The organism is Arthrobacter sp. P2b (assembly GCF_900168295.1).
In the GTDB taxonomy this organism is placed as follows: Bacteria; Actinomycetota; Actinomycetes; order Actinomycetales; family Micrococcaceae; genus Arthrobacter.
Map to the genome: position 1 here is coordinate 50,259 of NZ_FVZL01000020.1, position 26,577 is coordinate 76,835.

General features: G+C 60.9%; 21 protein-coding genes and 2 pseudogenes. 11 read left to right on the forward strand and 12 right to left on the reverse strand.

Annotated elements, in window-relative coordinates; all coding sequences use genetic code 11:
• Positions 1–116: 116 nt before the first annotated feature.
• Together B5520_RS19835 and B5520_RS19840 are read left to right on the forward strand one after the other, a co-directional pair.
• The gene (locus B5520_RS19835) at positions 117–1,082 is read left to right on the forward strand and encodes a PDR/VanB family oxidoreductase (RefSeq protein WP_079598792.1); all 966 of its coding nucleotides are present in this window, start codon (positions 117–119) and stop codon (positions 1,080–1,082) included.
• Positions 1,083–1,173: 91 nt separating this feature from the next.
• Positions 1,174–2,373 carry a cytochrome P450 gene (locus B5520_RS19840; protein ID WP_079598793.1) on the forward strand — a complete coding sequence of 400 codons (1,200 nt, stop codon included), beginning with the start codon at positions 1,174–1,176 and terminating at the stop codon, positions 2,371–2,373.
• A gap of 1,422 nt (positions 2,374–3,795) precedes the next feature.
• On the opposite strand, the gene B5520_RS19845 is transcribed toward B5520_RS19840, so the two are convergent.
• Positions 3,796–4,872: an SDR family oxidoreductase gene (locus B5520_RS19845; RefSeq protein ID WP_079598794.1), complete on the reverse strand. Its 1,077-nt coding sequence runs from the start codon at positions 4,870–4,872 to the stop codon at positions 3,796–3,798.
• A gap of 980 nt (positions 4,873–5,852) precedes the next feature.
• Between B5520_RS19845 and B5520_RS19855 the strand changes: the two genes are divergently transcribed.
• Positions 5,853–8,324 (forward strand): DUF6351 family protein, encoded by a 2,472-nt coding sequence (locus B5520_RS19855; RefSeq protein ID WP_139386282.1) that lies wholly within the window; start codon positions 5,853–5,855, stop codon positions 8,322–8,324.
• Between the two features lie 498 nt (positions 8,325–8,822).
• On the opposite strand, the pseudogene B5520_RS23110 reads toward B5520_RS19855, so the two are convergent.
• The 8 genes and pseudogenes from B5520_RS23110 to B5520_RS19895 form a co-directional block, all read right to left on the reverse strand.
• Positions 8,823–8,984, reverse strand: a pseudogene (locus tag B5520_RS23110) (relaxase); the annotation flags it as partial.
• A 270-nt stretch (positions 8,985–9,254) separates the two neighbouring features.
• Positions 9,255–10,487: a flavin reductase gene (locus B5520_RS19865; protein ID WP_079598797.1), complete on the reverse strand. Its 1,233-nt coding sequence runs from the start codon at positions 10,485–10,487 to the stop codon at positions 9,255–9,257.
• A 227-nt stretch (positions 10,488–10,714) separates the two neighbouring features.
• Complete coding sequence (locus B5520_RS19870; protein WP_176156930.1) at positions 10,715–11,488, reverse strand: SDR family oxidoreductase; 774 nt, start codon at positions 11,486–11,488, stop codon at positions 10,715–10,717.
• A 246-nt stretch (positions 11,489–11,734) separates the two neighbouring features.
• Complete coding sequence (locus B5520_RS19875) at positions 11,735–12,628, reverse strand: alpha/beta fold hydrolase (RefSeq protein ID WP_079598799.1); 894 nt, start codon at positions 12,626–12,628, stop codon at positions 11,735–11,737.
• A gap of 6 nt (positions 12,629–12,634) precedes the next feature.
• On the reverse strand, positions 12,635–13,123 hold the full coding sequence (locus B5520_RS23295) for a riboflavin kinase (RefSeq protein WP_079598800.1): 489 nt from the start codon (positions 13,121–13,123) through the stop codon (positions 12,635–12,637).
• Positions 13,124–13,171: 48 nt separating this feature from the next.
• Positions 13,172–13,663 carry an NUDIX domain-containing protein gene (locus tag B5520_RS19885; protein ID WP_079598801.1) on the reverse strand — a complete coding sequence of 164 codons (492 nt, stop codon included), beginning with the start codon at positions 13,661–13,663 and terminating at the stop codon, positions 13,172–13,174.
• A gap of 123 nt (positions 13,664–13,786) precedes the next feature.
• Positions 13,787–14,536, reverse strand: coding sequence for an SDR family NAD(P)-dependent oxidoreductase (locus tag B5520_RS19890; protein ID WP_079598802.1), 750 nt, complete (start codon positions 14,534–14,536; stop codon positions 13,787–13,789).
• Positions 14,537–14,676: 140 nt separating this feature from the next.
• Positions 14,677–15,870 (reverse strand): LLM class flavin-dependent oxidoreductase, encoded by a 1,194-nt coding sequence (locus B5520_RS19895; RefSeq protein WP_079598803.1) that lies wholly within the window; start codon positions 15,868–15,870, stop codon positions 14,677–14,679.
• A gap of 500 nt (positions 15,871–16,370) precedes the next feature.
• On the opposite strand from B5520_RS19895, the gene B5520_RS19900 reads away from it, so the two are divergent.
• Positions 16,371–17,450: an AraC family transcriptional regulator gene (locus tag B5520_RS19900; protein ID WP_176156931.1), complete on the forward strand. Its 1,080-nt coding sequence runs from the start codon at positions 16,371–16,373 to the stop codon at positions 17,448–17,450.
• Between the two features lie 96 nt (positions 17,451–17,546).
• Here B5520_RS19900 and B5520_RS19905 read toward each other — a convergent pair whose 3' ends face one another.
• From B5520_RS19905 to B5520_RS19915, 3 genes are all read right to left on the reverse strand, one after another.
• Positions 17,547–18,086, reverse strand: a complete 540-nt coding sequence (locus B5520_RS19905) for a nuclear transport factor 2 family protein (protein WP_079598805.1) — start codon at positions 18,084–18,086, stop codon at positions 17,547–17,549.
• Between the two features lie 171 nt (positions 18,087–18,257).
• The gene (locus tag B5520_RS19910; RefSeq protein ID WP_079598806.1) at positions 18,258–19,715 is read right to left on the reverse strand and encodes an MFS transporter; all 1,458 of its coding nucleotides are present in this window, start codon (positions 19,713–19,715) and stop codon (positions 18,258–18,260) included.
• A 330-nt stretch (positions 19,716–20,045) separates the two neighbouring features.
• Positions 20,046–20,786 carry an NADPH-dependent F420 reductase gene (locus tag B5520_RS19915; protein ID WP_079598807.1) on the reverse strand — a complete coding sequence of 247 codons (741 nt, stop codon included), beginning with the start codon at positions 20,784–20,786 and terminating at the stop codon, positions 20,046–20,048.
• A gap of 94 nt (positions 20,787–20,880) precedes the next feature.
• On the opposite strand from B5520_RS19915, the gene B5520_RS19920 reads away from it, so the two are divergent.
• The 7 genes and pseudogenes from B5520_RS19920 to B5520_RS23115 form a co-directional block, all read left to right on the forward strand.
• Positions 20,881–21,270 carry a MerR family transcriptional regulator gene (locus tag B5520_RS19920; protein ID WP_079598808.1) on the forward strand — a complete coding sequence of 130 codons (390 nt, stop codon included), beginning with the start codon at positions 20,881–20,883 and terminating at the stop codon, positions 21,268–21,270.
• 88 nt (positions 21,271–21,358) lie between these two features.
• Positions 21,359–22,555 (forward strand): MFS transporter, encoded by a 1,197-nt coding sequence (locus B5520_RS19925; RefSeq protein ID WP_079598809.1) that lies wholly within the window; start codon positions 21,359–21,361, stop codon positions 22,553–22,555.
• Between the two features lie 226 nt (positions 22,556–22,781).
• Positions 22,782–23,981 (forward strand): LLM class flavin-dependent oxidoreductase, encoded by a 1,200-nt coding sequence (locus B5520_RS19930; protein ID WP_176156932.1) that lies wholly within the window; start codon positions 22,782–22,784, stop codon positions 23,979–23,981.
• A gap of 48 nt (positions 23,982–24,029) precedes the next feature.
• The gene (locus tag B5520_RS19935) at positions 24,030–24,542 is read left to right on the forward strand and encodes a cupin domain-containing protein (protein WP_079598813.1); all 513 of its coding nucleotides are present in this window, start codon (positions 24,030–24,032) and stop codon (positions 24,540–24,542) included.
• Positions 24,543–24,544: 2 nt separating this feature from the next.
• Positions 24,545–25,495 (forward strand): isocitrate lyase/PEP mutase family protein, encoded by a 951-nt coding sequence (locus tag B5520_RS19940; protein WP_176156933.1) that lies wholly within the window; start codon positions 24,545–24,547, stop codon positions 25,493–25,495.
• Positions 25,495–26,421: an SDR family NAD(P)-dependent oxidoreductase gene (locus tag B5520_RS19945; protein ID WP_079598812.1), complete on the forward strand. Its 927-nt coding sequence runs from the start codon at positions 25,495–25,497 to the stop codon at positions 26,419–26,421. Before B5520_RS19940 ends, B5520_RS19945 begins: the two co-directional genes overlap by 1 nt.
• A gap of 37 nt (positions 26,422–26,458) precedes the next feature.
• Positions 26,459–26,577: pseudogene (locus tag B5520_RS23115) on the forward strand (short-chain dehydrogenase); the annotation flags it as partial.

Sequence of the window (26,577 nt, forward strand, 5' to 3'; positions counted from 1 at the left end):
CGGCGCCGCGGTTGTGTTGTGGAACACCTAACCTCAAGTAAGCCGTAATTATGGCCGGGATGCCCGGCCAGGGGACCGTCGTCCAGGCGGGCCTTTCCAAAGGAAGTGAAGACCTAATGACTGCATCTGCAGGAGCCACCATCGACGTCGTCGTCGGCCGGGCGGACATTGTGGCGGACCAGGTGGTCTCCTTGGTGTTGCGGCGGGCCGACGGCCTGCCGTTCGAGGCCTGGCAGCCCGGCGCGCATATTGACGTACACGTGGGCGACGGCCTGGTGCGACAGTATTCGCTGTGTTCCTCACCGGAAGAGCTGGACCACCTTCGGATCGGGGTGCTGCATGTGCCCGATTCCCGTGGCGGGTCAAAGGCCGTGCACGCGCTGTTGCCGGGAACACCGCTGGCCATCTCGGCGCCCCGCAATAACTTTCCCCTGCGCGAGTCCCGCCGCTACCTTTTCCTTGCCGGAGGTATTGGCATCACCCCAATCATTCCCATGCTCGAAGCAGCCGACGCTGCCGGCAAGGAATGGACGCTGGTTTACGGCGGCCGGAGCCGCAAGACCATGGCCTTCGCCCAGCAATTGGAGGACCGCTACGGCGTGGACCGTATCCGCGTCGTCGCCGAGGACGAGGTGGGCCGGTTGGACTTGGACCAGGTCCTGGCTATGCCCCGGGCCCACATGCTGGTGTATGCCTGCGGTCCCGGTGGGCTGCTCGGTGCCGTGGAAGAGCGGTGCATGGGCTGGCCGCCCGGCGCCCTGCACACCGAACGGTTCGTCGCCTCCACCCTGGGTGCCGCCGCCGCCAACGCACCCTTCGAGGTGGAGCTGGCGAGGACCGGAAGCACCGTGTCGGTAACGAACGACAAGACCATCCTCGAAGCGGTGGAAGAGGTGGGAGTGCGCGTCCTGTCCTCCTGCCGCCACGGTTTGTGCGGCACCTGCGAAACACAGATCATCTCCGGCGAGCCCGAGCACCGCGACGCAGTCCTGTCTGAGGAGGACCGCGAAGCCGGCGAGATCATGCTGGTTTGTGTTTCCCGTGCCGCTGCCGGTTGTCCGCGACTGGTCCTGGATCTCTGAACCGCAGTCAGTTAAGCCGGCTTCCAGCCCGCGTTAATCCGGCCGTTGGCCGGCCCGCCCCCTTCAAGTTTCACCACCAGGAGTGTCCCAGATGACCGTTTCAACCCACGAAGCAAATGTCCTTGGCGAGGACCCCTTTGAAACCGCAAACCTCCTCGACCCCTATCCCTTCCTCGGCCTGCTCCGAGATGCAGGGGCCGTCTCTTACCTGGAGAGCACGGGAAGCTACGCGGTAGCCGGGTACCAGGAGGTCTACGAGGTCCTCACCGATTTCGAAACGTACATCTCCTCCGGCGGTCTTGGGCCGCGTGACATCCGGAAGGACTCGGGCTGGCGGCCGCCCAGTATCCTCGAATCGGACCCGCCCATCCACACCGTGATGCGCCGGGCTCTGACAGGCGTCATCAACCCCGGCACCGTGCGGGCCCTCCGCGAGCCGTTTACACCGCCTGCCGAGGAGTTGACCGAGCAGCTTGCGGGCCGCGAGCGGTTCGACGCCATCACCGACCTCGCCGAAAAGTACCCGTTGCGTGTCTTCCCGGACGCGGTGGGGATTCCCGACGTCGGCCGTGAACACTTGCTGCCTTACGGCAACATGGTGTTCAACGCCTTTGGCCCGGAAAACTACATCTTCAAGCAGGCCTTCGCGCAGGGCGACGAGCACGCCGCCGCGGTGATGCGCAACTGCCAGCGCGAAAACCTGGACGACACCGGTTTCGGCGCCCAAATTTGGAAGCGTGTGGAGGACGGCTTCATCACAGAACAGCAGGCGACGCTGCTGGTCCGGGCACTGCTGTCCGCGGGCGTGGACACCACAATTTTCGGCATCGGCAACACCATTTCGGTGTTAGCGCGATACCCGGAAGCCTGGGCCCGGCTGCGGGAGAATCCCAAAATGGCAAAGTTTGCCGTAGACGAGGCGCTCCGTCTGGAGTCCCCGTTCCAGAAGTTCCACCGCACCGTTGCCGTGGACACCGTCCTGGGCGGCGTGCATCTGCCAGCCGGTGCAAAGGTGCTGGTTTTCCTGGGCGCTGCCAACCGGGATCCGCGAAAGTGGGGAGACAACGCCGACGAGTTCGACCTGGACCGCAACGCCTCCGGCCATGTGGCTTTCGGCATGGGCCTGCACCAGTGTGTGGGCCAGCCCATCGCGCGGCTCGAAATGGAAATAGTGCTCCAGCAGCTGCTTCAGCGCGTATCCACCATCGAACCGGACGGCACGCCGGTGCCCATCCTGCACAATGTGCTGCGCGGGTTCGAGTCCCTTCCGGTGCGGATCACGACAGGATAGATCTCCTGGATGTGTACGCGGTCCTGTCTTGAAACATGAAAACCAAGCCATCCTCACCGCAGAAGTAAGGTCACACCAGGAATCCTCCGATATAAACTTCCACACCCGAAATGGATGCCATGACCAGGGCGAGACCTTGGCTTCATATCTCCCCAGGGCACTGATCGCCTTCACATTCTTCACCACGTCGTCGTGCTGGATACTACGAAAGGCGCGATGATGGCTCTTTGTTTTTGTCACCACTTGAACCGGAGTCAGGGTCACGGTTTCGGGAGACAGTGGTGAGATGAATGGAGGAAGAATTGGGCAAATTGTAGGTGTTGACAATGTCAACACCTTTTGCCGCGGACGGGGGTGGTAGAGCTGCGGACAGCCCCGTCTCCGTATGTTTTCTCGCTTTCCCAGCCTTTGCAATGACCCGCATGTAGTTCGAGTCCCACCTCGGGCACAGCATATCCCCTCGTCAGAGGGGTTTTTCCTCTGACGCTAGGTTTGCGGGCTGTGGCCTGGCTGCCGCGGAGCCTATTCAGGTGTGTGGGGTGGCGGGGTCAGGACCCTGGCTGGTGGGCCTTCCCGCCTGCTGTTAGTTGGGATATGCGGTTCCTCGATCCGGTTCTGTCGGGTTGGTAGTAGTTGTCCAACACCTATTCATGGTCCGGGGTTGCGGGTACAACATGACGTCGCCAACGTTGGTACGGCAGCCTCTTGAAGGGCTCCTTTTAACCGCCGCCGGTGCCGTATGCGCTCGATTTGTCCTGCCGAAGGGGGTGTGGACAGTGTCAACACTTACGTCTGCTTTATGCGGTTGCCCGGTGACGTGGGAGCGCCTAGAGGAATATCGCTTGACGATCGGCATGTCGCGGCGCAGAGGCACAAAGACCGGAGTGCCGATCAGCGAGGCAGGCTGGCTTTGGGTGCTTAAGGATTGTGGGGGAGAGCGGCACCATGACGTACAGAAGTGGGTCCGCCCCTGGAGTCCTGAATGCTGTGACAGACAACTGTTACTGGCGGTGCTTCGGCCCCGTATCCTGACCGATTGGCCATGCAGTTCCGCTGCCGTTTTGGCCCAATCCGACGTGTTAGATCCCGGTCCAGGGGCCGTCCCGCGACAATGTCAGCTTTGGGTGTGTCCGAACCTTACGACGCACCGCCCACCGGGGACCGTACAAGCCAGGTCCCACGCCGACGATGTTCGTCAAAACTCTGAACGCGCACCCGCGCCGAGTGTTTTCAGAACGAGGAGGCACTGAGTTCGAGAGCGAAGAGGGTAGAAAGAGACCCTTTCATGCCAGGGGTGCGCGCCCCGGTCCTAGCAGCGTTTGCCCGCCTTAGCACTCATTCCAAGGCCGCCGACAAGCTTGCCACCTCATGCATAGCAAGCCGGGCTCCAACGGTGCTGCGGTGACCAGCCGGTCGATCCGTTTACGGAACGATGCGTTCGGCCCGGTAGCGGTCGAACAGGCGGGTGAAGCAGTCCTGAGTGCGGCGGTAGCCGCTAAAGCCGGCTAACCGACTCTTGCTCATATCGGCAACTACTTCAATGGGGCGGCCCAGGTCCGCGTCCGTGTGCCACCAGGAGGCCACACGCGCGAGGATCGGCTCGGCCAGCCCGTGCTGGGCCACAATCCGGGCCCAGCTGTCCTCGGCGCCGCGCATTTGCTCCTCCAGGGGACGCGGCGCCTCTTGGTAACCCTCCCAGTCGAGCCCGAAGTAGTCAGCCAGGGCTGGCCACATTCGGCGCCACCGGAAGACGTCCCCGTTGACTACGTTGTAGGCTTCGTCGCGGGCATTCTCCGTGGTGGCGGCCCAGATCATGTGCTCGGCGAGCAGCGTGGCGTCAGTCATGTCGGTCAAGCTGTTCCACTGCGTCTCGGAGCCAGGGAACACAAAGGGACGTCCGGTTTCCCGGCAGATCGCGGCTTGGGCGGCGAGGGTGAGCGCCATGTTCATGGCGTTGCCCACCGCGTGGCCGATCACGGTATGCGCCCGGTGCACCGACCAGCCGAACCCCTGACGCTCAGCAGCGGCCCAGAGCTCATCCTCCTGGGCGTAGTAGAAGTTCTCCACAGGAAGGCGGGGCTCCTCCTCCAGGAAGGGGGTGTCCGGCATTTCGCCTTGTCCGTAGGCCTCGAAGGGACCGAGGTAGTGCTTGAGTCCGGTCATCAGCGCCACGTGCTCCACCGGGGCATGGGTCAGGGCGCCCAGGAGGTTCCGGACCATCCCGGCGTTGACCTCGATGTTCTCCTTTTCGGTGGCCTGGCGGGACCACGCGGTGAAAAACACGTGCGTGGGCCGCTCTTGGGCAAGCGCCGTTTCAAGGCTTTCGGCCGAGCGCAAGTCTGCGCTTATGTGCCGCGCCGTGCTGCCGGGCAGGGGGTTGCGCGACAGCGCCACTACGTCCCAGTCCTGGGAGGTCAGTTGCTCGACGATTGCAGAGCCGGTGATGCCACTGGCGCCTACGACCAGGGCGGTCCGGGCGGGGGTCTCAGGTGTATCCATAGGTTCCACTGTGCCATGCAAAGGTCGGGTGCCGCGCCGGACAAAGAAAAACCAAATCCCTTCGTTTCGGGATGCGGTTGTAGGTTGAAGGCTTCGACGGGCGGAAATGGGGTGTAGACATTGTCCACAGTCTTGGCCTCGGATCGGGTAACACAGTCCTCGGACTGCTTCCAATTCCGCATGTTTCCGCGGGTTCCCAGTGCCTTCAAGGCCCGGAAGACAGTTCGAGTCCCACCTCGGGCACAGTATTTCCGCAGGTCAGAGGTTTTTCTCTGTTTGGTGTGTACAAAGCCGCCCAAACTGTTGACAGCGGCGTATCCCCCCAGTTGGATCCTGCTCGGAATCTTTTTCGCGTTTATTGTTCCGATGCCTCGGTCAGAGTCAGGGAAGTCGCGCCTGGAGAAGCCAGGACATAGCCTCATTGCCCGAGGTGAAAACCGTGTAGGGGACGGGAGCTTCCGCCGTGCCACGGCAAAGTTGGTATTGACGCGATTGACCGGGGTTGAGCCCAGCAGGGCGATTCGTGAAGCGGCGCACTTGACGCTGGAAACGGACTTGGCCGCGCGAGTCACCGCCTGGGTGTTCGATATGTCGATCAACAGCGGTTACTCGCCACTGTCGGCATCATCATTGACCTTTGCCATCGCCGCATGGACATCTGCGGCCTCCGGAACAGGTTCCCCCGCTTCCACATAAGGTGGAGAACCCCCTCGTCATCGAGCTCTACGTGCCCGTACCGCCGTCAACGGCGATCGGTTTCATCTTTTGCTCCCCCAGCATTTTTTATAGCTGAGACTACTTGCACGGCTTTAACCTGCGGAAACAACGAGTCAAGCTAGCGCCTCCGGGCGTAGGGCTATCTCAGTGAGACGTAAACGCCGAGATACACCTTGCTTCGTACGGATGCCCTAAATTCCGTTGCCACACACTGAGTTTCATAATATGGTTCGAACGTTCATATTACGATCAAGCTTGGCGATATGCCGCCCCTTTCAGCTTGTGAAATCACTGTGGATTCGCGTCTGAGAGAGGTTCAGTTCGTCCCGGTCGCAAACCTAGAAGGAGAAGCCAGCATGCATTGGGTTCAAGACCATCCCCATCGTCGGCGCCGATGTCACGCCATAACCGCCGCGGTTGCGGCAGCCGCGTTGGCAGCCACGTTGTTCGCGACAGGATCTGCTGCCGAAGCGGCGCCGCCGGTTAAGGGAGAAGCTCCGGAAGCGGGCTTCGAACTCTCAGCCGTGTCGACGCGAGCTGATCTTGTCACTGGCGGCGACGTTCTAATGAGGGTCAACGTGCCCCCCAATGTTCCGCCCCACCAGGTCACCGTTACCGTCAACGGCCGTGATGTCACCGACGCCTTCGGCCCTGATCCGCAGCACGATCTGGCTTTGCTGGGACTGGTTGACGGACTGGAGCTCGGCGAGAACAAGGTCGTTGCGAAGGCGAACGGCAAAGGCCTTGGTCGTCCTGCGGCCCAATTGACCGTCACCAACCACCCGATCGGGGGGCCGGTGTTCTCCGGCCCACAGATCCAGCCATGGGCGTGCACGACCGAAGAGATCGGCTTGGGTGCAGCGACTGACGCGCAGTGCAATGCCCCCGCGCGATACGAGTTCTTCTACATGGATGTGGACCCCCCAAGCATCGTGGACGAAGGCCCTGGACTTCGGGATGGACCCTCACTCACGCCCTATGATCCCCAGAATCCGCCTCCCGCCGAGCAGATCCAGAGAATCACCACCGACGAAGGCAAGACCTTGCCGTACATCGTGCGCGTGGAAACGGGTACGGCCAACCGCGGTATCTATGACGTCGCGACGCTCTTCGATCCCGCGAAGCCTTGGGAATCTCAGGAGGGCTGGAACGGGAAGCTGTACTTCGTCGCCGGCTGCGGGCAGGGTACCGGGCATACTCAGGGCACGCAGCGGACGTGCGCGAATTTCGCCGCGCCGGAGAGGAACGCTCGCCCCGACCACGTTCTCGTCGACCACGCGCTGTCGCGGGGGTTCGCGGTCGCGGCGTCGACGTTGACCAACCGCGCCAATAACACAAACACAGTCGTGATGGCCGAGACGCTGATGATGGTCAAAGAGCACATCGTCGAGAACTACGGCCCCATCCGGTACACGATTGGATTCGGCGCCTCCGGGGGCTCCCAAGCGCAGAACGGGATCGCCAACCAGTACCCGGGCCTGCTCGACGGCCTCACCATGCCGGCGAGCTTCCCTGATGTATGGGCGTCTATGAATACCAACGCCATCGACTGCCCATTGCTCAACAACTACTTTAACAACACCTCTCCGGAGCTGTGGCCCGACGTGGGTCAGAAGGATCTGGTGTATGGCTTCGGTGTCGGACACCCCGGTGAGTCAGGGACCGCGCACTGTGCTGGTCCAGACCGCCCTACGCGGCTCTGGGAGCCGACACAGGGAGGGGCGTTGACTCTACCCCCTCCATGCGTCTCGGCGGATGAGGTCTACAACCCGGAGACGAACCCGACAGGTGTGCGTTGCAGCGTTCAGGACTACATGGTCAACGTCTTCGGATCACGGCCCGCTAGCGACTGGGGCCCAATCGAGGCTGAGATCGGGAAGGGGTTCGCGAACCGCTTCCTCGACAGGGTCGGGCTGCAATACGGGTTGCAGGCGCTCGAACAGGGTGCGATCACACCGGCGCAGTTCGTCGATCTCAACAAAAAGGTCGGTGGCTGGGACATCGACAGCAACTGGCAGGCCGAACGTACCATGGGCGACCCGGCGGCGGTGGCGGCAATGTATCGCACTGGTCAGTTGGTCGAGGGAAAGCAGTTGGCCAACGTTGCGATCATCGACTACCGCCATGACGTAAGGGGACCGGATGTTCACACCAACAGGGCTTCAGCGACCATGCGTGAGCGGCTGATCCAGGCGAATGGAACCGATGCCAACAGAGCGGAATGGCTCGGACCGCGGATCCCTTCTGAACTGTGGAGAGGGGAGACGGCGGGGAACCACCAGCAGCTCAATGCAGTTTCATTCCAGGTGATGGACGAGTGGCTGACAGCAGTCGAGGTCGACCGCTCGGATCGATCGCTTGCAGAGAAGATTATCGACAACCGGCCGGCCTCGGCGGCCGACGGTTGCTTCGCTGCCGGTCAACGCATCGACGACGAGATGTGCGCTGACTATGCGCTTGATAGCGATCCGCTCCTGGCGGCCGGGATGCCCGAGACGTCTGACGTTCTCAAGTGTCAGCTGAAACCCCTCGAGCGCAGCGAGTACAACGTCACGTTCACCGACGAGCAGTGGGGTCAGCTAAAGGCGACGTTCCCCTCCGGGGTCTGTGACTGGACCAAGCCAGGCGTTAGCCAAACGTTGGACAACATCCCCTGGCTCAGCTACGGTCCCGCCGGAGGTGAGCCACTCGGCCCGCCTCCGACATCGGTACCCGTCAAATCCGATGCTGAATGAGGTCGAGACCAAGCTCAACGAGGTTAAGGAGTAGCCCAGGCACAGGTAGGGGAATGGAGCACTAGCATCGGCTGGCGCTGGTTCTGAGTCTGGATCCCTGCAACCGGCAAGATGAATGAGAGGAGCCCGCGAGTTCCGGCGAGCACGCCGGGGCCTGCGGGCCCCTCGCCGAGTGACTCGACGGCAAACGGGTCGGGGAACTAGGCCAGATCACCTCTGCACACCTGCTCCTACTTCTCGAACATACCGAGGCTGTCGGTGAAACGGTCCTGGCCTACGCAAGAATCACCGGCTCCGCCTCGCTGCCCAGCTCGTTCTGCAGGCCACACGGCCCCGGGCCTCTTCCCGTTAGCCCCGCGATATGACGATCCGCCCGCCTACGCAAAGTAGGGACCAGCCAGGCAAGAAAACGCGCAAAAGGAGTGTGGACAATGTCCCCACTCCTGATCTCGCGGTAGCTAAGTGCGGGTAGTCAATCCACTCATCACTTAGTCCAGCTTTGGGACGCTCCGCGACGGAATAGCCAACAATGATGTCGGTGGTGTTCTGCGCGTAGCGCGGCCGGACCAGGAGTCGGATGTCGCGGGCACGCCGAATCAACTCTGCTTCCGTAGCTGACGCGCTGGCACTCGCGCGCACCTTCCGCGCCAAAGAGGACCGGCGCCGGAGCTTGCCCTCCCATCAGCGACGACCATCCGCAAAGCGAGACCGGTGACAGACCCCGCTATTGCGCCAGAGTCAGTGGGATCGACCCAGGTCCGGTCCTGGCTTCCTCTGACCATTCAGCATGCTCACCAGGCGCTACGGATTAGATAATCAAGGAGCGGCCGGGCGCATCGCTCGTCCGGGTGCGTCGGCGACGCTCGGCAGGCTGGTCGCAGATTCCGCTCCCGTCGCCGACTTCACGAAAGGGTCGAAAGACGGAGCCCTTCAGTTGGCAGCAGCATCAAGGTCTGCGTTCGCGCCGAGTGTATCCGGGTAGCCCGCGGGTGGTACCCCTCCGGACCGACGCGTGATCGAAGACGCCGATGCAAGCAGTCGCTCTTTGGCTGCTTTGATGTATTCAAGGGTTGGCTGTTCGGGCAGGTTCACCAGCATGATGCCAGCCTGCGCGTGCTGGGCGGAATCGAAAATTGGAGCAAACATGTACTTGACGTTCGCTGCCGCAGTGTCGTCGGCCAGTGGGTTGGGGTATTCTACGCCACCGATTTTGGCACTGATTTCTACAATCTCTCGCTCCAGGCGCGGTGTCTGGCCATGCACAGCCATCGCATCGAGCGCGGCAGCCGCTTCGCTGGTGTGATTATTGGCCCAACCGACCATCCAGCCTTCGCGCCGTATGGTCTCTAGTTGAGCGAGCAGCCCTTCGCGCCTCTCACCGTCGACTGGTACAGGAGACGATTTCAGCCAGGAGTCGACCGTCTCGGGGGATTCCCAGGCGTTGAAGAGCTGTCCGAAGAGCGGCGGAACCAAGGGCATGGATACTCCCACCAGACTGGTAGGAGCGCTATCTTCGCCGCCAGCTGAGGCCACGACGATTTGCCGATCTCCTTCTACCGCAATGAGGCGGCATACTGCCCCGACCGCATTTGCGAGCTCCTCCATCTCTTTGCGCGCAATGTCTGCCAGTCGAATCTGTTCGGCGAGACCTTCCCGCGCACCGATGACCATCGATCTGGAAGCGAAGGCGCCATACCCTCCTTGGAAGAAGACCAGGGGAAATGTCGGATTCACGACCGCCATATCGGTCACGCGCCCGATGAAGATGAAGTGATCCCCGGCCTCAAAGATTGTCTCGGGAACACAGTCAATCCACGCCACGGACCCGTCGATAACGGGAGCACCCGACGGTGAGGGATGCCAGTCAATGCCTTTGAAGCGGTCGCCTTTTCTGGCGCTCATTTGTCGACACACGCTCTCCTGAGCTGCGGACAGGATGTTGATGCAGAACGAATCGGCCTCGCGGATCAAGGGGAACGTCGAAGAACCGCGGTCTGGGAGGAACCCGATTAGGGGCGGGTCCAGGGAGACAGACGTGAAGGTTCCGACAACCATTCCGATCGGTTTACCCGTATCGTCGATTGCAGTGACGGCGGCAACGCTCGTCGGAGAGTGACCTAGGATGTCGCGAAACTTACGCGGATCGATGTCTGTGTTCTGCATGGTGGACTCCTTTATGAGGTGAGGTGCATTTTGATGTCCTGTACAAAGCGGCCCCGATTATCGCAAGAATCTCCAGAGCGATCAGCACACATCGGCTAGCATGACTCGCGCCGCGCCGGCGAGCAGGCCGGTAATCGTAAACGGGGAGAGCGATGACGGATTTTTGAATTGGCGCGTAATGAGCTGACCTCTGATGGCGTCTGCTGATCAAAAGCGAGTCGATTGTGTCAACAGCCGGCGCCGGAGAACGCTATCACTTGGCCGGACACGAACTGCATCTCTCCGGACGTCACGGCGCCTATTAGAGCACCGACCTCGCTCGGACTACCGAATCTGCCCATCGGTACCATCCGTTTGATCTCGTCCATGTACTCGGGATCCTTCTCGCCGAGCTCGGATGGCCAAAAAACAGGGCTGAAAACGTAGAACGGCGCAATCGCGTTGACTTGAATATTGAATTCGGCCACGTCCGCCGCGAGTGCGCGCACTAATGCGTTTGTGGCGGCCCGTGCGACGGAATAACCGACTGCCAAGGTGGAGCCGGCAGCGGTAGACTGCACGGGGTTGCGAAGGGGCGCACCGGAGGTTACCAAAACGATGCTGCCGAAACGTTCCCGCTTCATGCTTTCCAGCGTCGCCGAGACCAATTTCGCGGGAGCCAACAGCAACGAGTCAACGAAAGGCTGTAAATCGTGCAGCGGGTCGCCCGACGACTCAGTCGATGTCAGCCCTCGGGGCACATCGTTGCTGATCAGCACGTCAATCTGGCCGTATCGGGACAGCATCTCTTGGACGAGCTCGTCCGGCTCCGTTGAACTAGTAACCTCGCAGCCAGGGTGTGCTCGCTCGAAAGCCGCCGCGGCCTCGCGGTCGGAGAAGGATTCGTCCTGGCATAGGACTGTCACGTCGCGGTCGAGAAGAGCCTGCACGGCAGGAGGGCCCACGTAGGTCGTCACATTGGTCACCAATGCCGTTCGGCGGCCATTTTTCAATTGGATCACAGCGCCTCCATCTTTCTCCGAATAGCGAACGTCGTTGTCATATGACGACGGTATGCGCTAGCGCAGGTTGGCGTCAATTGTCTTATCAGGGATCGCATCGTCGAGCACGACGACTTGGCCTACCTCCTGACCTGCTGTACTTCTACACGGGCTACACAACATGTCTGCTACCGCCAGTCACCATCAGTGTCCGGCTGGGCGTCCGTGATCAACCGAGGCATTAGGAATCTTCGGCTCGACTCCGAGCTAAGGGAGGAGGGAGAGCACAGCGTGAGCGAATGTCTCTGCATCTTCCTGCGGCAGGTTGTGTCCGATGTTTGGTAGCAGGCGGTGTTCGTACTGCCCGGTGAAGAAGTCGCGGTGCTCGGCAGCGCTGGCGCTCGCGACACCAGCCGCCCCGCCTTCCAAGACGACGGTGGGAACACCGATTCTGGGGTTCGCCGCGAGACGTCGTTCCAATTCGTCGTAGCGCGGGTCGCCGGCTACGAGACCGTATCGATGGCGGTACGAGTGGATGACAACGTCGACGAAGTCGGGATTGTGCAAGGACGCAGCTGAGGCGGGGAATGCCTTCGCAGCGTCGGGCCAGGTGGGTGACCAGTCACGCCAGAGCAGTTCGCATAGTGCTTCGCGGTTCTCCTCCAGGCCACGCCGGCCACGGGGCGAGTGGAAATAGTACTGGTACCAATACGTCTTCTCCCACTCGGGCTGCGACGGAGAATCCGAGTGCGCGATGTCCTGGATGTTGTATCCCTGACCCGTGACCAGACCATCTACGCGTTCGGGGAAGAGTGCGGCAGCGATGCATGCCGCACGGCCACCCCAGTCATACCCCGCGACCACCGCCCGCTTAATGTCCAGGGCGTCGAGCAGGTCGATGAGATCCTGCCCGAGCGCGGCTTGCTGTCCCGATCGCAGAGTGTTCTCGTCGAGAAAGTGCGTTCGCCCAAAACCGCGGAGATATGGCGCGATAACGCGTGCGCCCGCCCCACCGACGATCTCCGCGACTTCGTCATATGCCCGCACGTCGTACGGAAAACCGTGCAACAGGACGACGGCGGGGCCAGAGTCGTTGCCGGTTGTCTCGTAGTCGATCGAGAGCAGAGAAGTTGACGCAGTGGCGCGCCGGTCGGAGAGCATGACCAATTACCTCACACCGGATGTCGCGTAGTACTGCACCGACTGTTCCCAGGAACGCACACATGCCACGTCCCGGCGGATCTGGTCCACCAGTTCTTCGGTCCCTCGGAATTTTCGCTGGGGACGGATATAACAGTGCAACGTCACCAGTACCGAACGGCCGTACAAGTCACCGCTGAAGTCTAAAAGGTGGGCCTCCATTAGTCGGCTACCCTTGCGGTAATAGGTCGGTCGCTGCCCCACTGAGACCGCGGCAGCAAATGACGGGCCCAGCCCTTCAGGGTCAACGCAGACAGTTCCAACCCAAACGCCGTCCCGGATCTTCCCGTCCTGCACTGGGACGTTGGCCGTTGGATATCCAAGCTCACGGCCGCGAGCATCGCCGTGCTCAACCAACCCCGTGAGCTGGACCGGGCCGCTGTCTTTACTTCCGATGTTCCCGCCCTTCCCGAATGGACTTACTCCGCCAGCGGGAGTGACACTTGTCGTTAGCATCAATGGTCTCTTCCTTGATCCAGTGGCGCGGCTTTATCGAGCCACCCGTCACTCTGGTGCCGAAACGTTTGGCAGACAATGCCCGGTCGCCTCGAGCACATTGTCCAGCCAGGCAACCCGGTTACTGAAGCGCTTCGTTTTATGCGGCGCGGTCCAGCGGTAGGAGTCGTGTTCCCAGTTGGTTTTCAACCGGCGGCGTGAGGTGGTAGCGGTGAAAGTGTGGACGAGCCATGAAGTTCCCCTAGCGTCGTCGACTACGAGGTCCGGTCCTTGGCGGAGATCCAGAAGGTCTTTCGCCTGCAGGCCGGTTTCTTCAAATAGTTCTTCCATGGTTTGCTGTTCGGGCGTTGCCCCGGCTTCTACAAACCCGGTGATGCAATGCCACAGGCCACTATCGTGGCGAAGACTGCGGCTCCTTCTAAACAAAGCAATCCTGCCACGCCATTGGAGCACGGCAGCTATGACGATCCGCTCTGGCGGTATGTCGTAGGCAGCGGTTGGGCAAAACCTGACGACCGGGGATGCACTCATCGCGTCCATCTTCGTTTCTTTGTAACGTGCCCATCCTTGGGCACACGCTGCTGCGACATTGCACGTGCGCTCCGCTCTTCTCTTGGTCAGAGAAGAGCGGAGGCATACGCGCAAAAGGCAGAAATACGGTTCTTACTCGGCCAGACGTCCACCGTCGACGACCAACTCGCTACCAGTCATGTAAGAAGCCTCATCCGATGCGAGGAAAAGCACCACCTGGGAGACCTCGCGGGGATCGGCGAACCGGCGGATCGGAAGCGACTGAGCGATCGCATCAAGTGTCTCCGCGTCATTAAGGTTCTTCGCCATCGGTGTGAGGATCGCGCCCGGATGCACGGAGTTAACGCGGACATTGTGTGGCCCGTATTCGATTGCGGTGGCCTTGGTCATGCCCCTGACAGCCGCCTTGGCGCCCGTGTAAGCCACATTGGGCGTCCCCGACAGGTGGGCCATAGCCGCTGCAGACGAGATGTTGACGATCGAGCCGCCACCTGCAGCGACCATCCCGGGCAGCACGGCACGCATACCCAGGAACACCCCGGTTTGATCGACCGCGACGACCTTGTTGTAGGTTGCAGGGTCGAGGTCTGCGGTGAAGGCGTATGGACCGGAAAGTCCTGCGTTATTGACGAGCACATTCACCGGGCCGAACTTTTCGACAGATGCCGCCACGACAGCCTCCCACGAGTCTTCGTCTGAAACGTCGTGAGATACGAAGAAGGCGTTGTCACCGAGTTCCTCGGCAAGGGTCTTTCCGTCCTTCTCGTTCACGTCCGTAATGATGACTTTTGCACCCTCCTCGATGAATAGGCGAGCGTGTTCGGCTCCCATGCCGACTGCCGCGCCTGTGATGATGGCGACTTTATTGCTTAAGCGGCCCATTTGGACCCCCTTCTAACGGGCGCCGACGACGCGGCGCAGGGTTTCTGTTATTGATTTCAATGTGCGGCTTCGGTGCCGCGGGAACCGCAGGCTGGCGGAACAATGTGCATGATTGATGTGCTTCATGAACGGTGGGAAGGCTAGGCGCGGAGGCCGGCGTCGCGCATGAGGGGGAAGATCTGTTCGTTCATGCGGTCCAGGCCCTCGTTGTAGTCAACGAGTCCGGTGCAGATACCGGTGATGCCGGACTCCTGCAGCTTGAGCATCCCGTCGACGATCATTTCGGGGGTGCCAACGAGCGGGAGCATGCCCGCGCGGAACCAGGTCTTGATGGTCTCGTCCTGCTTCGGGTCGTCCGAGGACTTCAGCGAGTCCCAGTCGAAGCTCTTCCCGCCACCGGCCAGGTTGATATTCCGGTACCGAAGGGCGCTTTCGTAGTCGCCCTTCTCGTTGATGTACTCGACGTACTCTTTGGCTTCCTTCTCGGTGTCCTTGCAGATGATGTGTGCCGCGGACCACAGGCCCAAGTCCTCACGGCCGGCAGCGTTGGCGTTCGCTCGCAGCTTCGGCGTCACGGCCGCGCTCTGCTCGACGGTCGCGACCGACGCGAACAGGATGTTGGCGTGCTTGAACGCGAATGCCTGACCCGCGGGGCTCGCGCCCGCGCTCATCACCATCGGCCCGGGGGTCTGCACGGGCTTCGGGTAGGACTGAGCGCCCGTGAGGTGGAAGAAGTCGCCGTCGAAGTCGAACTCGACCTCGTCGCTCGCCCAGAGCCGCTCGACGAGCGTCATCCATTCTTCGGCCAGCTCGTAACGGGTGTCGTGCTCGGGAACCTCTACGCCGAACATCGCGTACTCGGGGCGGAAGTATCCGGCCGTCGCGTTCAGGCCCATGCGGCCGTTGCTGATGTGATCGACCGTCGCCATCATCTTGGCCGCCATGATCGGGTGGATGAACGGGATGAGGCACGTCGCGAAGATCTGGATGTTCTGCGTGACGGCCGCGAGTCCCGCGGCCCACGTGAAGGTCTCGAACTGACGGCCCCAGGGACGGTCGGGGCCGGAAAGGCCCATCCACCGCGCGATCGGCACGAATCCGTCCACTCCATAGCGGTCAGCCTTGATGGCGAGCTGCTCGACCTCGCTCCAGTTATTGAGCTGAAGTCCCTCTTCCGCGAAGTTCAGACCGCCCTGACCCGTGGTCACGTTGGCGCCGAAGACCGCGACTTTGAACGCGTTTTCACCACCAATCATCGGCGAATCGTCCCGCTGGACAGTGTAATCCGCTACAAAATCACGGCTCGGCACGACGCTCGATTCCGTTTCAGTCATTAGTTTTCTCCAAGATCGTTACTTCTAGGTGCGAAAGCACCTCTCTGGGATCGGGTGCGGGCGAAAGGGAAGGCGCCCTGGGAAAGTCGGCTCGTTCGATTTCGCACGACGGTCCTCAGGGGTTAGGTTGCACACCGTTGCACCCAATGCCGGCTTGCAGGCGGGATGGCACCGTATCTCCCTTGATTTCAGTGTTTGGCCCCTATGCCCGGCCCTTGACAAGAACCAACGTTACGGGTGTCCGGGGGACAGGAGACATGGGAATGTGCGTCAACTCCATATGAAAAGATGTCATTCCCTGTTGCCCAACGCCAGCGCGAGATGCGAGACTAATCGCATACCCCAGATTGTGTTTGAGTATGCGGGGCCCAAGTCAGTTCCAGCCGGGGAATGCCCTGCCAACCAATGACGGTTCTGGCCAACGCCGCCGTGCGCGGAAACGCAAGTCTCCCGCCCGAATGCTTGACTGCCTATTTTGTGGGTGGCGAAAGGAAATAGCTGTGAAACTAAGCTCCTATCAGAACCTTCGCGTGCCGAACTTTAGTGTTCACGCGTTGCGTGGACTGTTGGAGGAGGCGGACCTGGATTGGCGCACTGCACTTGCAAACGCCGAACTTGACCCGGGCGCAGTGGACCGACCGGGAGGTACTATCCCGGCAAGAAAAGAACTGGCCTTTCAGCTGCAATTCGTTGCATTGACGAAAAATCGTATCGACCTCTGGTTGCGGGCCGCGCGGGCCTACACCATGGGCTCTTTTGGAATTCGAGGGCTTGCCCTGACCACCGCGCCCACCATCTCGGCGTGGGTAGAAGCTGGCGTCTCGTCAGACATCTCACCCGGCTTAATGGAAATTGCAGCTCTTCGGGCACCGGATGGCACTGTTACCGGGATCGAATTCACGTACCCTGGTGCACCGGAAGAGCTGATCCCGTTCAGTGTCTACCGCGAACTATGCGTCATCGCCCGAACTTTCACCTGGCTCCATGGCGGGCCTTTCCCCTTTACTCGCGTGGATTTCCCTCTCGCGGAAGTTTCCCCTGAAATCCAGGCGTTCATAACGTGCAGCGTTCACTGCGGCTCCGAGGCCCTCCGTCTGTGGTGGGATCCGGAGACATCGAATCAGGAGCTACCCTTCGGGGACGCCTTCCAGCATGAAGCATGGATGAAAGCTGACGGTGAGATCCTCGAAACCCTGCGGGCAACTGGCGACTGGCCTGACACTGTTGTCAGGACCATCAGGGCCGCGCCCGAATTGAACCGTAAGCTGGCGAACGTTGCCGCGGTGTTGCGGGTCTCGCCGCGCACTCTGCAACGCAAACTCGAACTCACAGGTGACGATTTCGCTCAGCTCAGGGACAAGACCTTGGGCGACCTCGCCGAGGACCTGCTCTCGAACACCAATCACTCTGTAGCGCGGATATCCCGCACGCTGGGATACACAGATCCAGCCAGTTTCACCATCGCCTTTAAAAAGTGGAAGGGAATGCCTCCAATGGCGTTTCGAGAAGCTTCCCAATACAAGACAGGTGCCGGTTCAAAAAGCAGCAGTGATGGCGCTAAGAGGCGGATGAGTCGGTGAGCCGGTGTGTACGCCGGCCGGGCAGAAGGCCATCGGCCGTCGTCGCGGGCGAAGCATGACAACGGCCGTTGGCGCGTCTTCCGGACAGTTGCCGCGCTATCTACGGAGCTCGGTTGGGGCGCTGGTAACCCAGTCCTTGTAGATCGGGTCTTCCGGATACCAGGCTCCCCAGTGCGACACCCGGGGGACGTTGACGATGTCCCAGTCCGAATTGACGGGTCTAACATCCATCCAGTCCCAGACACACGTACGGTGAAGAATCTTCCACACGCCGTCCCTTTTTTCGCACAGGTCCCGGTAACGCCCGGCCTGGAACATGGTCACCTCGGGCTCTTTGAAGGGAGTAACACAGAGGAACATGCTCTCGCGCTTGGCCCGATTGCCGTCGATTTCCGATAGAACATTTGAGACGTGGTGGTTACAGCCATGGACTTTGTCATGCCAACTCAAGGCCGCGTCAGCCCACCCATGACCGCTCCCGATATAACCACCGTGGTCATCAAACGAATCGTGCCAATACGTCGACTTGATGAGCTCGTAGTCGTGGCGGTCCGCACCCCTTACATACAGCATCAGGTTGTCGTGGAGAGCCTGCTTATCGTACAACTCCGTCAATTGTGCATCTGTTAGCGGCATCTATTCATCTCCTTCAATGTCAGTTTGGCGGCCGCGGCCGCCCACATAGGCGTCAATGCTGAAACTGAGACATGCCAGCCGACGGCCTGAGAACGTGAAAGCGTTGTGGCCAGGGCCGAATTTCCTCTAGCCCTGACCACAACGCGTGTTCGCTATCGCTGCCGGCTGCTCCTAGTGGCTAGGAACAGGAACATGTACCTTCGCTGGATCGGTCTCCGTGTCGATGGCATGTAGATCCGTGATGTGGTTTGGCGCAAAGATGGCCCATGCAACGACAAACACTGCAACGATTGCGGCCAAGGCGATGTACAGGCCAACGAACGTTGACTCGGGAATGAATCCGGTCGCGTCAGGGACCAGCACATTCAAGACGATGGCAACCGGCGCCGTCGACCCGACAAATTGGACAATGTTCTGCATTCCAATTGTGGTGGCCATATTGTCTTGGCGGGCAGCTGCCGCAACGAGCGTGTAGGCAGTGGTCAGGCAGCTCAGAAGCGTGAGGCTGTAACCGAATGCGTACACATAGAACATCCACACTGCATCGTGTGCGAATGCAAGGCCCAGGAAGAGGGCGACCCCGGCAGTGCCGGAAATCACCAGTACAACCTTCGGGCCCAAACGGTTCAGTCCCCACCGTGTCCAGACGTATCCGAGCGCGGCTCCGGGAATCATCCCGAGCAACACGTATGAGGAATCGAGAGCAGACAGGGCGTGGCCGTAGCCAGAGGACGTCGGGGTCTGCAGCAGTAACGGCATCGCCAGGAAAATGCCCTGTGCGACGATCGCTATCAACAAGAGTCCGGAGAATCCGGTGAGGGCCTGGCGAACGTCCATATTCCGGAAGGACACCAGCGGCTCCTGTGCGCGTCGCTGCTGAGTGATCCAGACCGTCAGAACCACGGCTCCCACGAGTACCGATCCGAGCACAATCGGTGACGTCCAGCCCTGGCTGGGCCCTTCGCTGATGCCGATGAGCAGAGCCGTCACCCAGACACCGAGTCCCAAGGCGCCGAACCAGTCCAAGCGGACGGCTGCTCGGGCAGCTGCGGGCGTTTCAGGTGCGATCAGCGCGAGGATCAGCAGCGCTGCATACATTACGAAAATCACCCAGAAGACGGTTTGCCAGGGCAGTCCCAGTTCAACAACATAACCGCCGACAACAGTGGCGAGCGGTGTGCAGACCGACAACAAAAGCGAGAGAGCAAGGGAGACAAGGCGGACCTGACGTGCGGTAGCCCGTGGACGCAGCAGCCCCCAACTCAGGGGAATGGCAACAGCCAGACCCAGGAAAAAGCGGCCCGTCACGAGAGGCCAGAAGCCATTGGCGGTTGCGCCCAGGACGGACCCGACCATGGCCAGGATGATGAGTGCGATGAGAACCTTGCGGTGCCCATAGATATCGCCCATTCGTGTGGTGAGTCCGATGGAAATGGCGCTGCCGACCATCATCGCGTTAAGGACCCAACCAATTTCTGATCCCGATAAACCTGATTCTGTCGCGATCGTTCCGATCAGAGGGGAGAGGGCGCCCCACTGGATATCGAGGATAACGCCGCTGAGCAGAAGTAGTGCAACTATTGATGGGAGCCGGCCAGTACGGGCCTCGACCATCGTGGATTGTGTCATCTTTGATCACCTTTTGATTCGAACCCAGCAGGGCGCTGGGGCGTTATTAACCCGAATGGCGCATGGCGCCGTCGACCTGGACGATGCCATGCGCCTCGCCCAAGCAGCGGTCCTCTGAATTGTTCTTCCGCCAAGCGGATTACGCATCAGGGTCGCTGTTAGGGCCGGCTTCGTCGTCTGCCCTCATTCAGGGATAAAGATAACGTTAGTGGTGAGGGTCTCTACTTCAACACGGAGAGGTGTGACAACAAGTTGGGAAAACGCGCCAAAACGTGCCGTTCATCACTCTTGGTTTAGATGAAAGATGATGCAGGCCGGGTGGCTCCAACGTCAGTAGACGGCACGGTTCAGCCTTACCAGCCAATCACCGCTAACTTCGTCTTCGGGTCCAAACCGCTCGGTCAGCGCGGCGAATACCAGATCACGCCGGCGGGGAGAGCGATCGGCGTCAGCGGCCGCCAGGGCATCAGGTAGCTCCGTCGTGGTGAGATCGGTGCAGTAGGCCGGGGTGCCCGGCTGCTGGCGCCACGAATCGGCAAGGGCTCCTGCATCGAAGGCGTCGAAGCCGGTATCTTCGACGAGCGCCATGGCCGTCTTCTTGGCCTTATCGTCATCCCCAGCGACGGGGATAGCGATCCGGTCAGCCGCCCCTGCGGCAGCAGCTTTGTCGGCAAAGGATTGCGCGGTGATAGCGTTCCATGCCTTGGCGATGGGGCGGCCAAGCCGTTCCGCAACCCACAGGCTTTCCACTTGCCCGTCGTCGAGCTCGGAAATGGCACCATCCCGCACGGGATAGTAGTTTGACGTGTCGATGATTACGGTTTCGGCTGGCGTCTCCCTAACGAGTGGCGCGACGTCGGGCACGCGGCTGAGCGGCACGGAAGTGATCAGAACCTCGACGTCGGCAGCGACGTCGGATACGTGCACTGCCCGCGCTCCGGTACTGAGGGTGGTCAGCTCAATGGTCTCCGGGCCTCGCGAGTTAGCAATTTTCACCTCATGACCCGCTTTAGCCAACCGCTGGGCCAGGGTCGTGCCGATCATTCCTGATCCGATAATGCCAATCTTCATGGTTAATTCCGTTCCGTTTCGTTGATAGTGCGCGGCCTTCCCTATTGTGAACCTTGCCATTAGTGTGAATGTCAAGAGGTAGATGGAGGAAGACATGCGCATTGGTGAACTTGCGAAGAAGACGGGCGTACCTGCCCGCATGCTCCGCTATTACGAGGAGCAGGGGCTGATAAATCCCCGGCGTCTCGAGAATGGCTATCGCGTCTATGACGACTATCTTGTGGACCGAGTGGGCAAGATTCGGGGTCTGGTTGATTCCGGTATCCCGACCCGGATCGTGGCGGACATCCTGCCCTGCCTGGACAAGCCGCAGAGCATTGTGGTCCGCGACGCAGATCCCGAGCTCAGGGAGCTCCTCGTTCAGGAGCGGGACCGGATGTCAGCCAAGATCAAATTTCTTAGTCATAACCGAGATGCAATTACGCGCTATATTAGTGCCCTCGATGAGGCTGCATCCCAATCAGCGGCGGCATCAATAGCCTAAACTCTGATACTAGTGTTCTGGCAATAGGACGTAATAAGCCATTGGGCGCTTGACATTCCCATTGATGTCAACGTTGCATCATGGGCCCATGACCGAACTACGTTTCGACGCTTCCGCTTCCCAACGACCTAAACGCTTGCCTCTTGGCAGCCTGCTGGCTTTGGCAGCAGCTGGATTTGTGACGGCGATGCTGGAAATGATGCCTGCCGGCATTCTTCCCGCGATGAGCAGCGGGTTGGGGGTCAGCGAGGCAGCCGCAGGGCAAACCGTCACGGTTTATGCCATCGGTTCGCTTGCCGGCGCGATTCCCATCATCGGCGCCACCATGGGCTGGCCCCGTCGCCGCCTGCTTGTTATGGCATTGTGCGGCTACGTGGTGACGAGTCTCGTCGTCGCAGTCTCGCCGGTCTTCGCGCTGACACTTGTCGCACGTTTCGTGGCCGGTGTTTTTGCAGGCGTGTTGTGGGGCATCCTGGCGGGCTACGCCAGCCGGCTGGTCTCGCCGGAGCAGCGTGGCCGCGCGGTCACGATCGCTCTCGCTGGCACGCCGATCGCCCTCGCCCTGGGCACCCCTGCCGGAGCCCTCCTTGCCGCAGCCTTTGACTGGCGGTCCACTTTCGTCGTGATGGCGGTCGCCGCGGCCGGAATCCTCGTTTGGGTCCTGGCCATCGTCCCTGATTTCCCGGGCCAGGAGAAGCACGAGCGTACCTCACCGCTGAAGGCCATCCGCGTACCCGGCATTCTCCCTATCGTCCTCTCAGCCGTGGTGTTTATCACCGCGCACTACCTGCTTTACACCTACATCGCCTCGTTCCTTATTCCCTTGGGCATGGGCGGCAGCGTAAGCGCCGTCCTGCTCGTCTTCGGCGCCTTTGCCCTCGCGGGCCTGTGGGGCACTGGCATTTTGATCGACAGGCACCTGCGCGTGCTGATGCTGACTGCCGTCCTCCTGTTCGCGGCGGCTGTGCTCGTGATGGGCTTCGTCTCAGGATCGCCGGTGGCGGTGTTCGTGAGCGTGGCAGCCTGGGGCTTCGCCTTCGGCGGCTCGGGAAGTGTTCAGCAAACAGCGCTCACGAACGCGGCTGGATCAGCTGTTGATGCCGCCCAATCGGTGCTTGTCACGGGGTGGAACATTGGGATTGCTGGCGGTGGTGCGCTGGGCGGAGCCGTTCTCGGCAGTGCGGGGGCCGGCGCCCTGCCTTGGACCACTTTTGCTTTGCTCATCCCCGTCCTCGCCATCGTTACCGGAGCACGCAGGCACGCATTTCCCCGCCCCGTGGTTTAGGGCCGAGCTGTTCCACCCCCTGAGTGACATCTGGCGCATGGTTGGTCGCTAAAGGGCGCTGCTTTGGCATGTTTTGCGGCTGTGTTGGCATGTATTCCGGTCACGGAAGACGCGGTGGCTCCATAGGCTAGGTGCATTGAAGCAATGCAGGCGAGCCGCTTGTGAACGAAATTAGCCGAAGTTAGCGCCGTGGCGCGCAGTCGGTATCTCGATGAGGAGAGCACCTATGACCGAAGTAGCAGATGCGAAGAGCGTCGTGCCGAGCCGTGATTTTGTTGCGGATTACACTGTCCAGCGGGACGATTCGCCGATGATTGGTGGGGATAACGCGTTCAAGGTCGCGATTTTCGGTGCGAATGTGACCACGGGCCAGGGTGGGTTGAACCTGGCTGAGAACACGTTGAAGCTGGGGAACTGGAGCGAGGTTGAACAGCTCGCGCAGAAGGCTGACCGCTATGGTGTTGACGGGTTTATCCCGATCGCGCGGTGGCAGGGCCTGTCGGGTCCGGACCGTCCGTGGGGGCGTCAGTTTGAGACGTTCACCTGGGCTGCGGGTCTGGCAGCGGCTACCCGGAACATTCAGATCTTCGCGACGTGCCTTATCCCGTTTATGCACCCGATTATGGCCGCGAAGATGATGGCCACGGTTGACCACATCAGCGGCGGGCGTATGGGTTTGAACGCGACTGCGGGTTATTTCAAGCCCGAGTACGCGATGTTCGGTGTTGAGGTGCCTGAGCATGACATCCGGTACCAGCTTGCTGATGAGTGGATGACGATTGTCGAGCGTCTTTGGGCCAATGACGAGGTTGAGTTCGACTTCGACGGGGAGTTCTTCCAGCTCCAGGGTGCGCAGTCGTTCCCGAAGCCGGTCCAGACGCCGGGTCCGATGGTGATGAGCGCCGGCTCCAGCCCGGCCGGGCAGCAGTTCGCGTTCAAGCACGCCAATATCTTGTTCGCGGCGATCTCCAGCGTTGAGCAGAGTGCCCAGGTGACCCCGAAGCTTCGTGAGAACGCGAACGCGGCCGGCCGTGAGGATCTGGGTCTGTGGTCCGGTGTGCACATCATTTGTAAGGACACCGAGAAGGAAGCGCAAAAGTACCTTGAGTACGTCGAGGAAAAGGGCGATTACGAGAGCGCGCTGAAGTACAAGCACATCATTCAAAACGGTGGTTCGAAGGGCTGGAGCTGGGACCACTTCAAGACCTCCGAGGACCCCAAGCAGGACGAGACGATCAAAACGTTCTTCCGCGCCGGACTCGTCCCGCTCGTCGGGACCCCCGAAATGATCGTCGAAGGCCTGCAGAAGCTGCAGGACACCGGCATCACGGGAATCTGCACCGGACTCGTCGACTACAACGAAGGCCTGGACCGCATGAACGAACAGATCTTCCCGCTCATGCGCGACGCCGGCCTCCGCGCCTAACCCTTGGCCAAAACCACAAACGAATTATTCACGAAGGAGTGAAGGCACATGACGTTTCCTGATCCCAAAAAGTTCCGGCTCGTCGTCGCGGGACCGACCGAGTCGGGTGATCCCGATTTCCTCGAGGTTGGCCCCGCCGCAGAGTTTGACTTTCCAGGGGTGTCAGCAGGCGCTTTCTACTGGGCTGTGGAAGGTGGGCACAGCAAGGAAAACTTCGGTGCTCCTCCCGCAAGAGTCGCGCTGGCAGGACCCAACGGTTCCACCTTTGGCGTGAGCAGCTTCCCTGCCCACTCGTCAGGGACTGTCGATGCTGACCAGGTCGGCGACAGCATGACCGTCACTGATGGTGACGCCGGCATGCATGCCAGCGACACCATCGACTACGAGGTCGTAATCTCGGGCAAGGTCGACATCGAGCTCCCCGGAGGCAAGAAAAGGACACTTGAGCCGGGTGATCTTCTCGTCATGGCCGGAGTACCCCACGCCTGGAAGAACCCCTATGACGAGGAATGCGTCTACATCGTCGTAACTGTCGGGTTCAACGCGAAAGAGGAGCTGTAGTCGTGGCTACCACTTCCCCCGGTAAGGCCCTGCGTGCGATTTTTGAAAGCACCGAGACCGCGTTGATGCCCTTCGGCGCCTTGCCTATCCACGCGCAGATGGCACAGCACGCCGGTTTCGGCGCCTTCCAGCTCTCCGGCGGCATGTCCGCGTGGTGGCAGGGCGTGTCGGACACCGGATGGCTGACTCTGACAGAGGTCGTTGAGCACGCCCGGCGCACGGCCCGGGCGGTGGACATCCCTATTTATTGCGACGCCGACACCGGCTTCGGCGCGCCCATTAATGTGCAGCGCACGGTCGCCGAGTTCATTGATGCGGGCGTAGGCGGTATTCACATTGAAGATCAGCGCGAACCGAAAAAGTCGGGCGGCGTTGCGGGCATCGAGCTGGTTTCCGATGCCGAGGCGATCGGACGCCTGAATGCAGCCGTCGATGCCCGAGATCGACTAGATAGAGACTTCCTGATCGTTGCCCGCACTGACGGATATGGTGCGGCCGGGGGCGGGGTGGACGAAGCGATCCGCCGCGGTCAACTCTACAAAGCTGAAACCGGCGCGGACGTCATCTTCTACGAGGGCTTCCATACCTGGGAGCAGGCTGAGCTTGCGCTCAAGGAAACACCAGGACCGGCTTATGCAATCGGGGCGCCTATGCTCGGTCGAAAGACCGTGGCCGAGATGACCGCAGTCGGACAGGCCATCCACCCCGTGCCCTTCGTCCTACCCGGAATCAACGACGTCTGGCGTCTGCTTTCCACAGTGAAGGAGACAGGGGAGGCCACGGCAATCGGGGAGTACCTCGACCGCATGAACGAATCGCCCGGCAACGTGGGCTGGGGGGCAATGTTCGGCCGGCCATCCACCGACTACGTCCGCGAGACGGAGGAGAGGTATCTCCCCAAGACGGCGCAGCGTGACTACGACAACAATGTTCATGTAGGGGAGAGCTACTGATGACCCAAATGCTTGACTTTAACGGCCGGGTCGCGGTGGTAACCGGGGCAGGTCAGGGGATGGGGCGAGAGCATGCGAAGATGCTTGCGTCGCGCGGAGCTCGTGTTGTCGCCAATGACATCAACGCTGACCGCGTTGCCGATACTGTTTCTGCGATCATCGACTCCGGCGGTATTGCTGTCGCCGACAGCCACAACATCGTCACCGGGGCCGCAGATATTGTCCAAACCGCACTCAACGAGTTCGGGCAGTTGGACATCGTCGTCAACAACGCGGGGATCAACGCCTTTGGCCGTTTCTGGGAAATGGACCCTGACACGTGGTGGAAGATCTTCGACGTCAGCGTGAAGGGCGTTGTAGAGGTCTCTCGCGCGGCGATGCCGCACCTCATCGCATCCGGCAGCGGTCGTCTCATCAATATTTCATCCAACGGAGTAATGGGCGTACCCCTGGACTCGGCCTACAATGCAGCTAAGGCCGCAATCTGGGGACTTGGTATCACGCTCGCGGCAGAAGCCCGCGAGGTCGGAGTGCAGGTGACCACGTTAATGCCCGTCGCTTGGACCCCGATGACGGAGGACGCCTTTCCTAATCCCGTCATCCGGGACGCAATGCGCAACACTGTTCCGGCAAGTGCAGTTTCGGCGTTCGTCGCCTGGCTGGCTCACCAGGACACGACGGTGCACGGCGACACCTTCGAGGTGGCCGGCGTTTCGGCGGGCCGGGTGGCAATCGCAGGTATGCCGCGAATGAAAGTCGCGACGCCGACGCCTGAGAGTTGGGCCGAAGGCGCAGGACTGCTGACTCAGGACGGCGAGCTGCGGCCCTTCCGGACCGCGAGCGAGTCCTTCCGCGACCAGATGGTCTACTTGGCGCCGGAACTTGACTCGGTGCTCCCCGCCGACGCGGCAGACGTATCCCGATAACGGCTTTCCCTTACAAAACAAAAGATTGGAGCCCCCCGTGGCCAGAACATATGTGATTACCGGAGCAGCGTCCGGGATCGGACTTGCGACCAAGGAAGTGTTGGAGCAGCGCGGTGACCGCGTGATCGGTGTTGACCTGGCCGGCAGCGATATCGA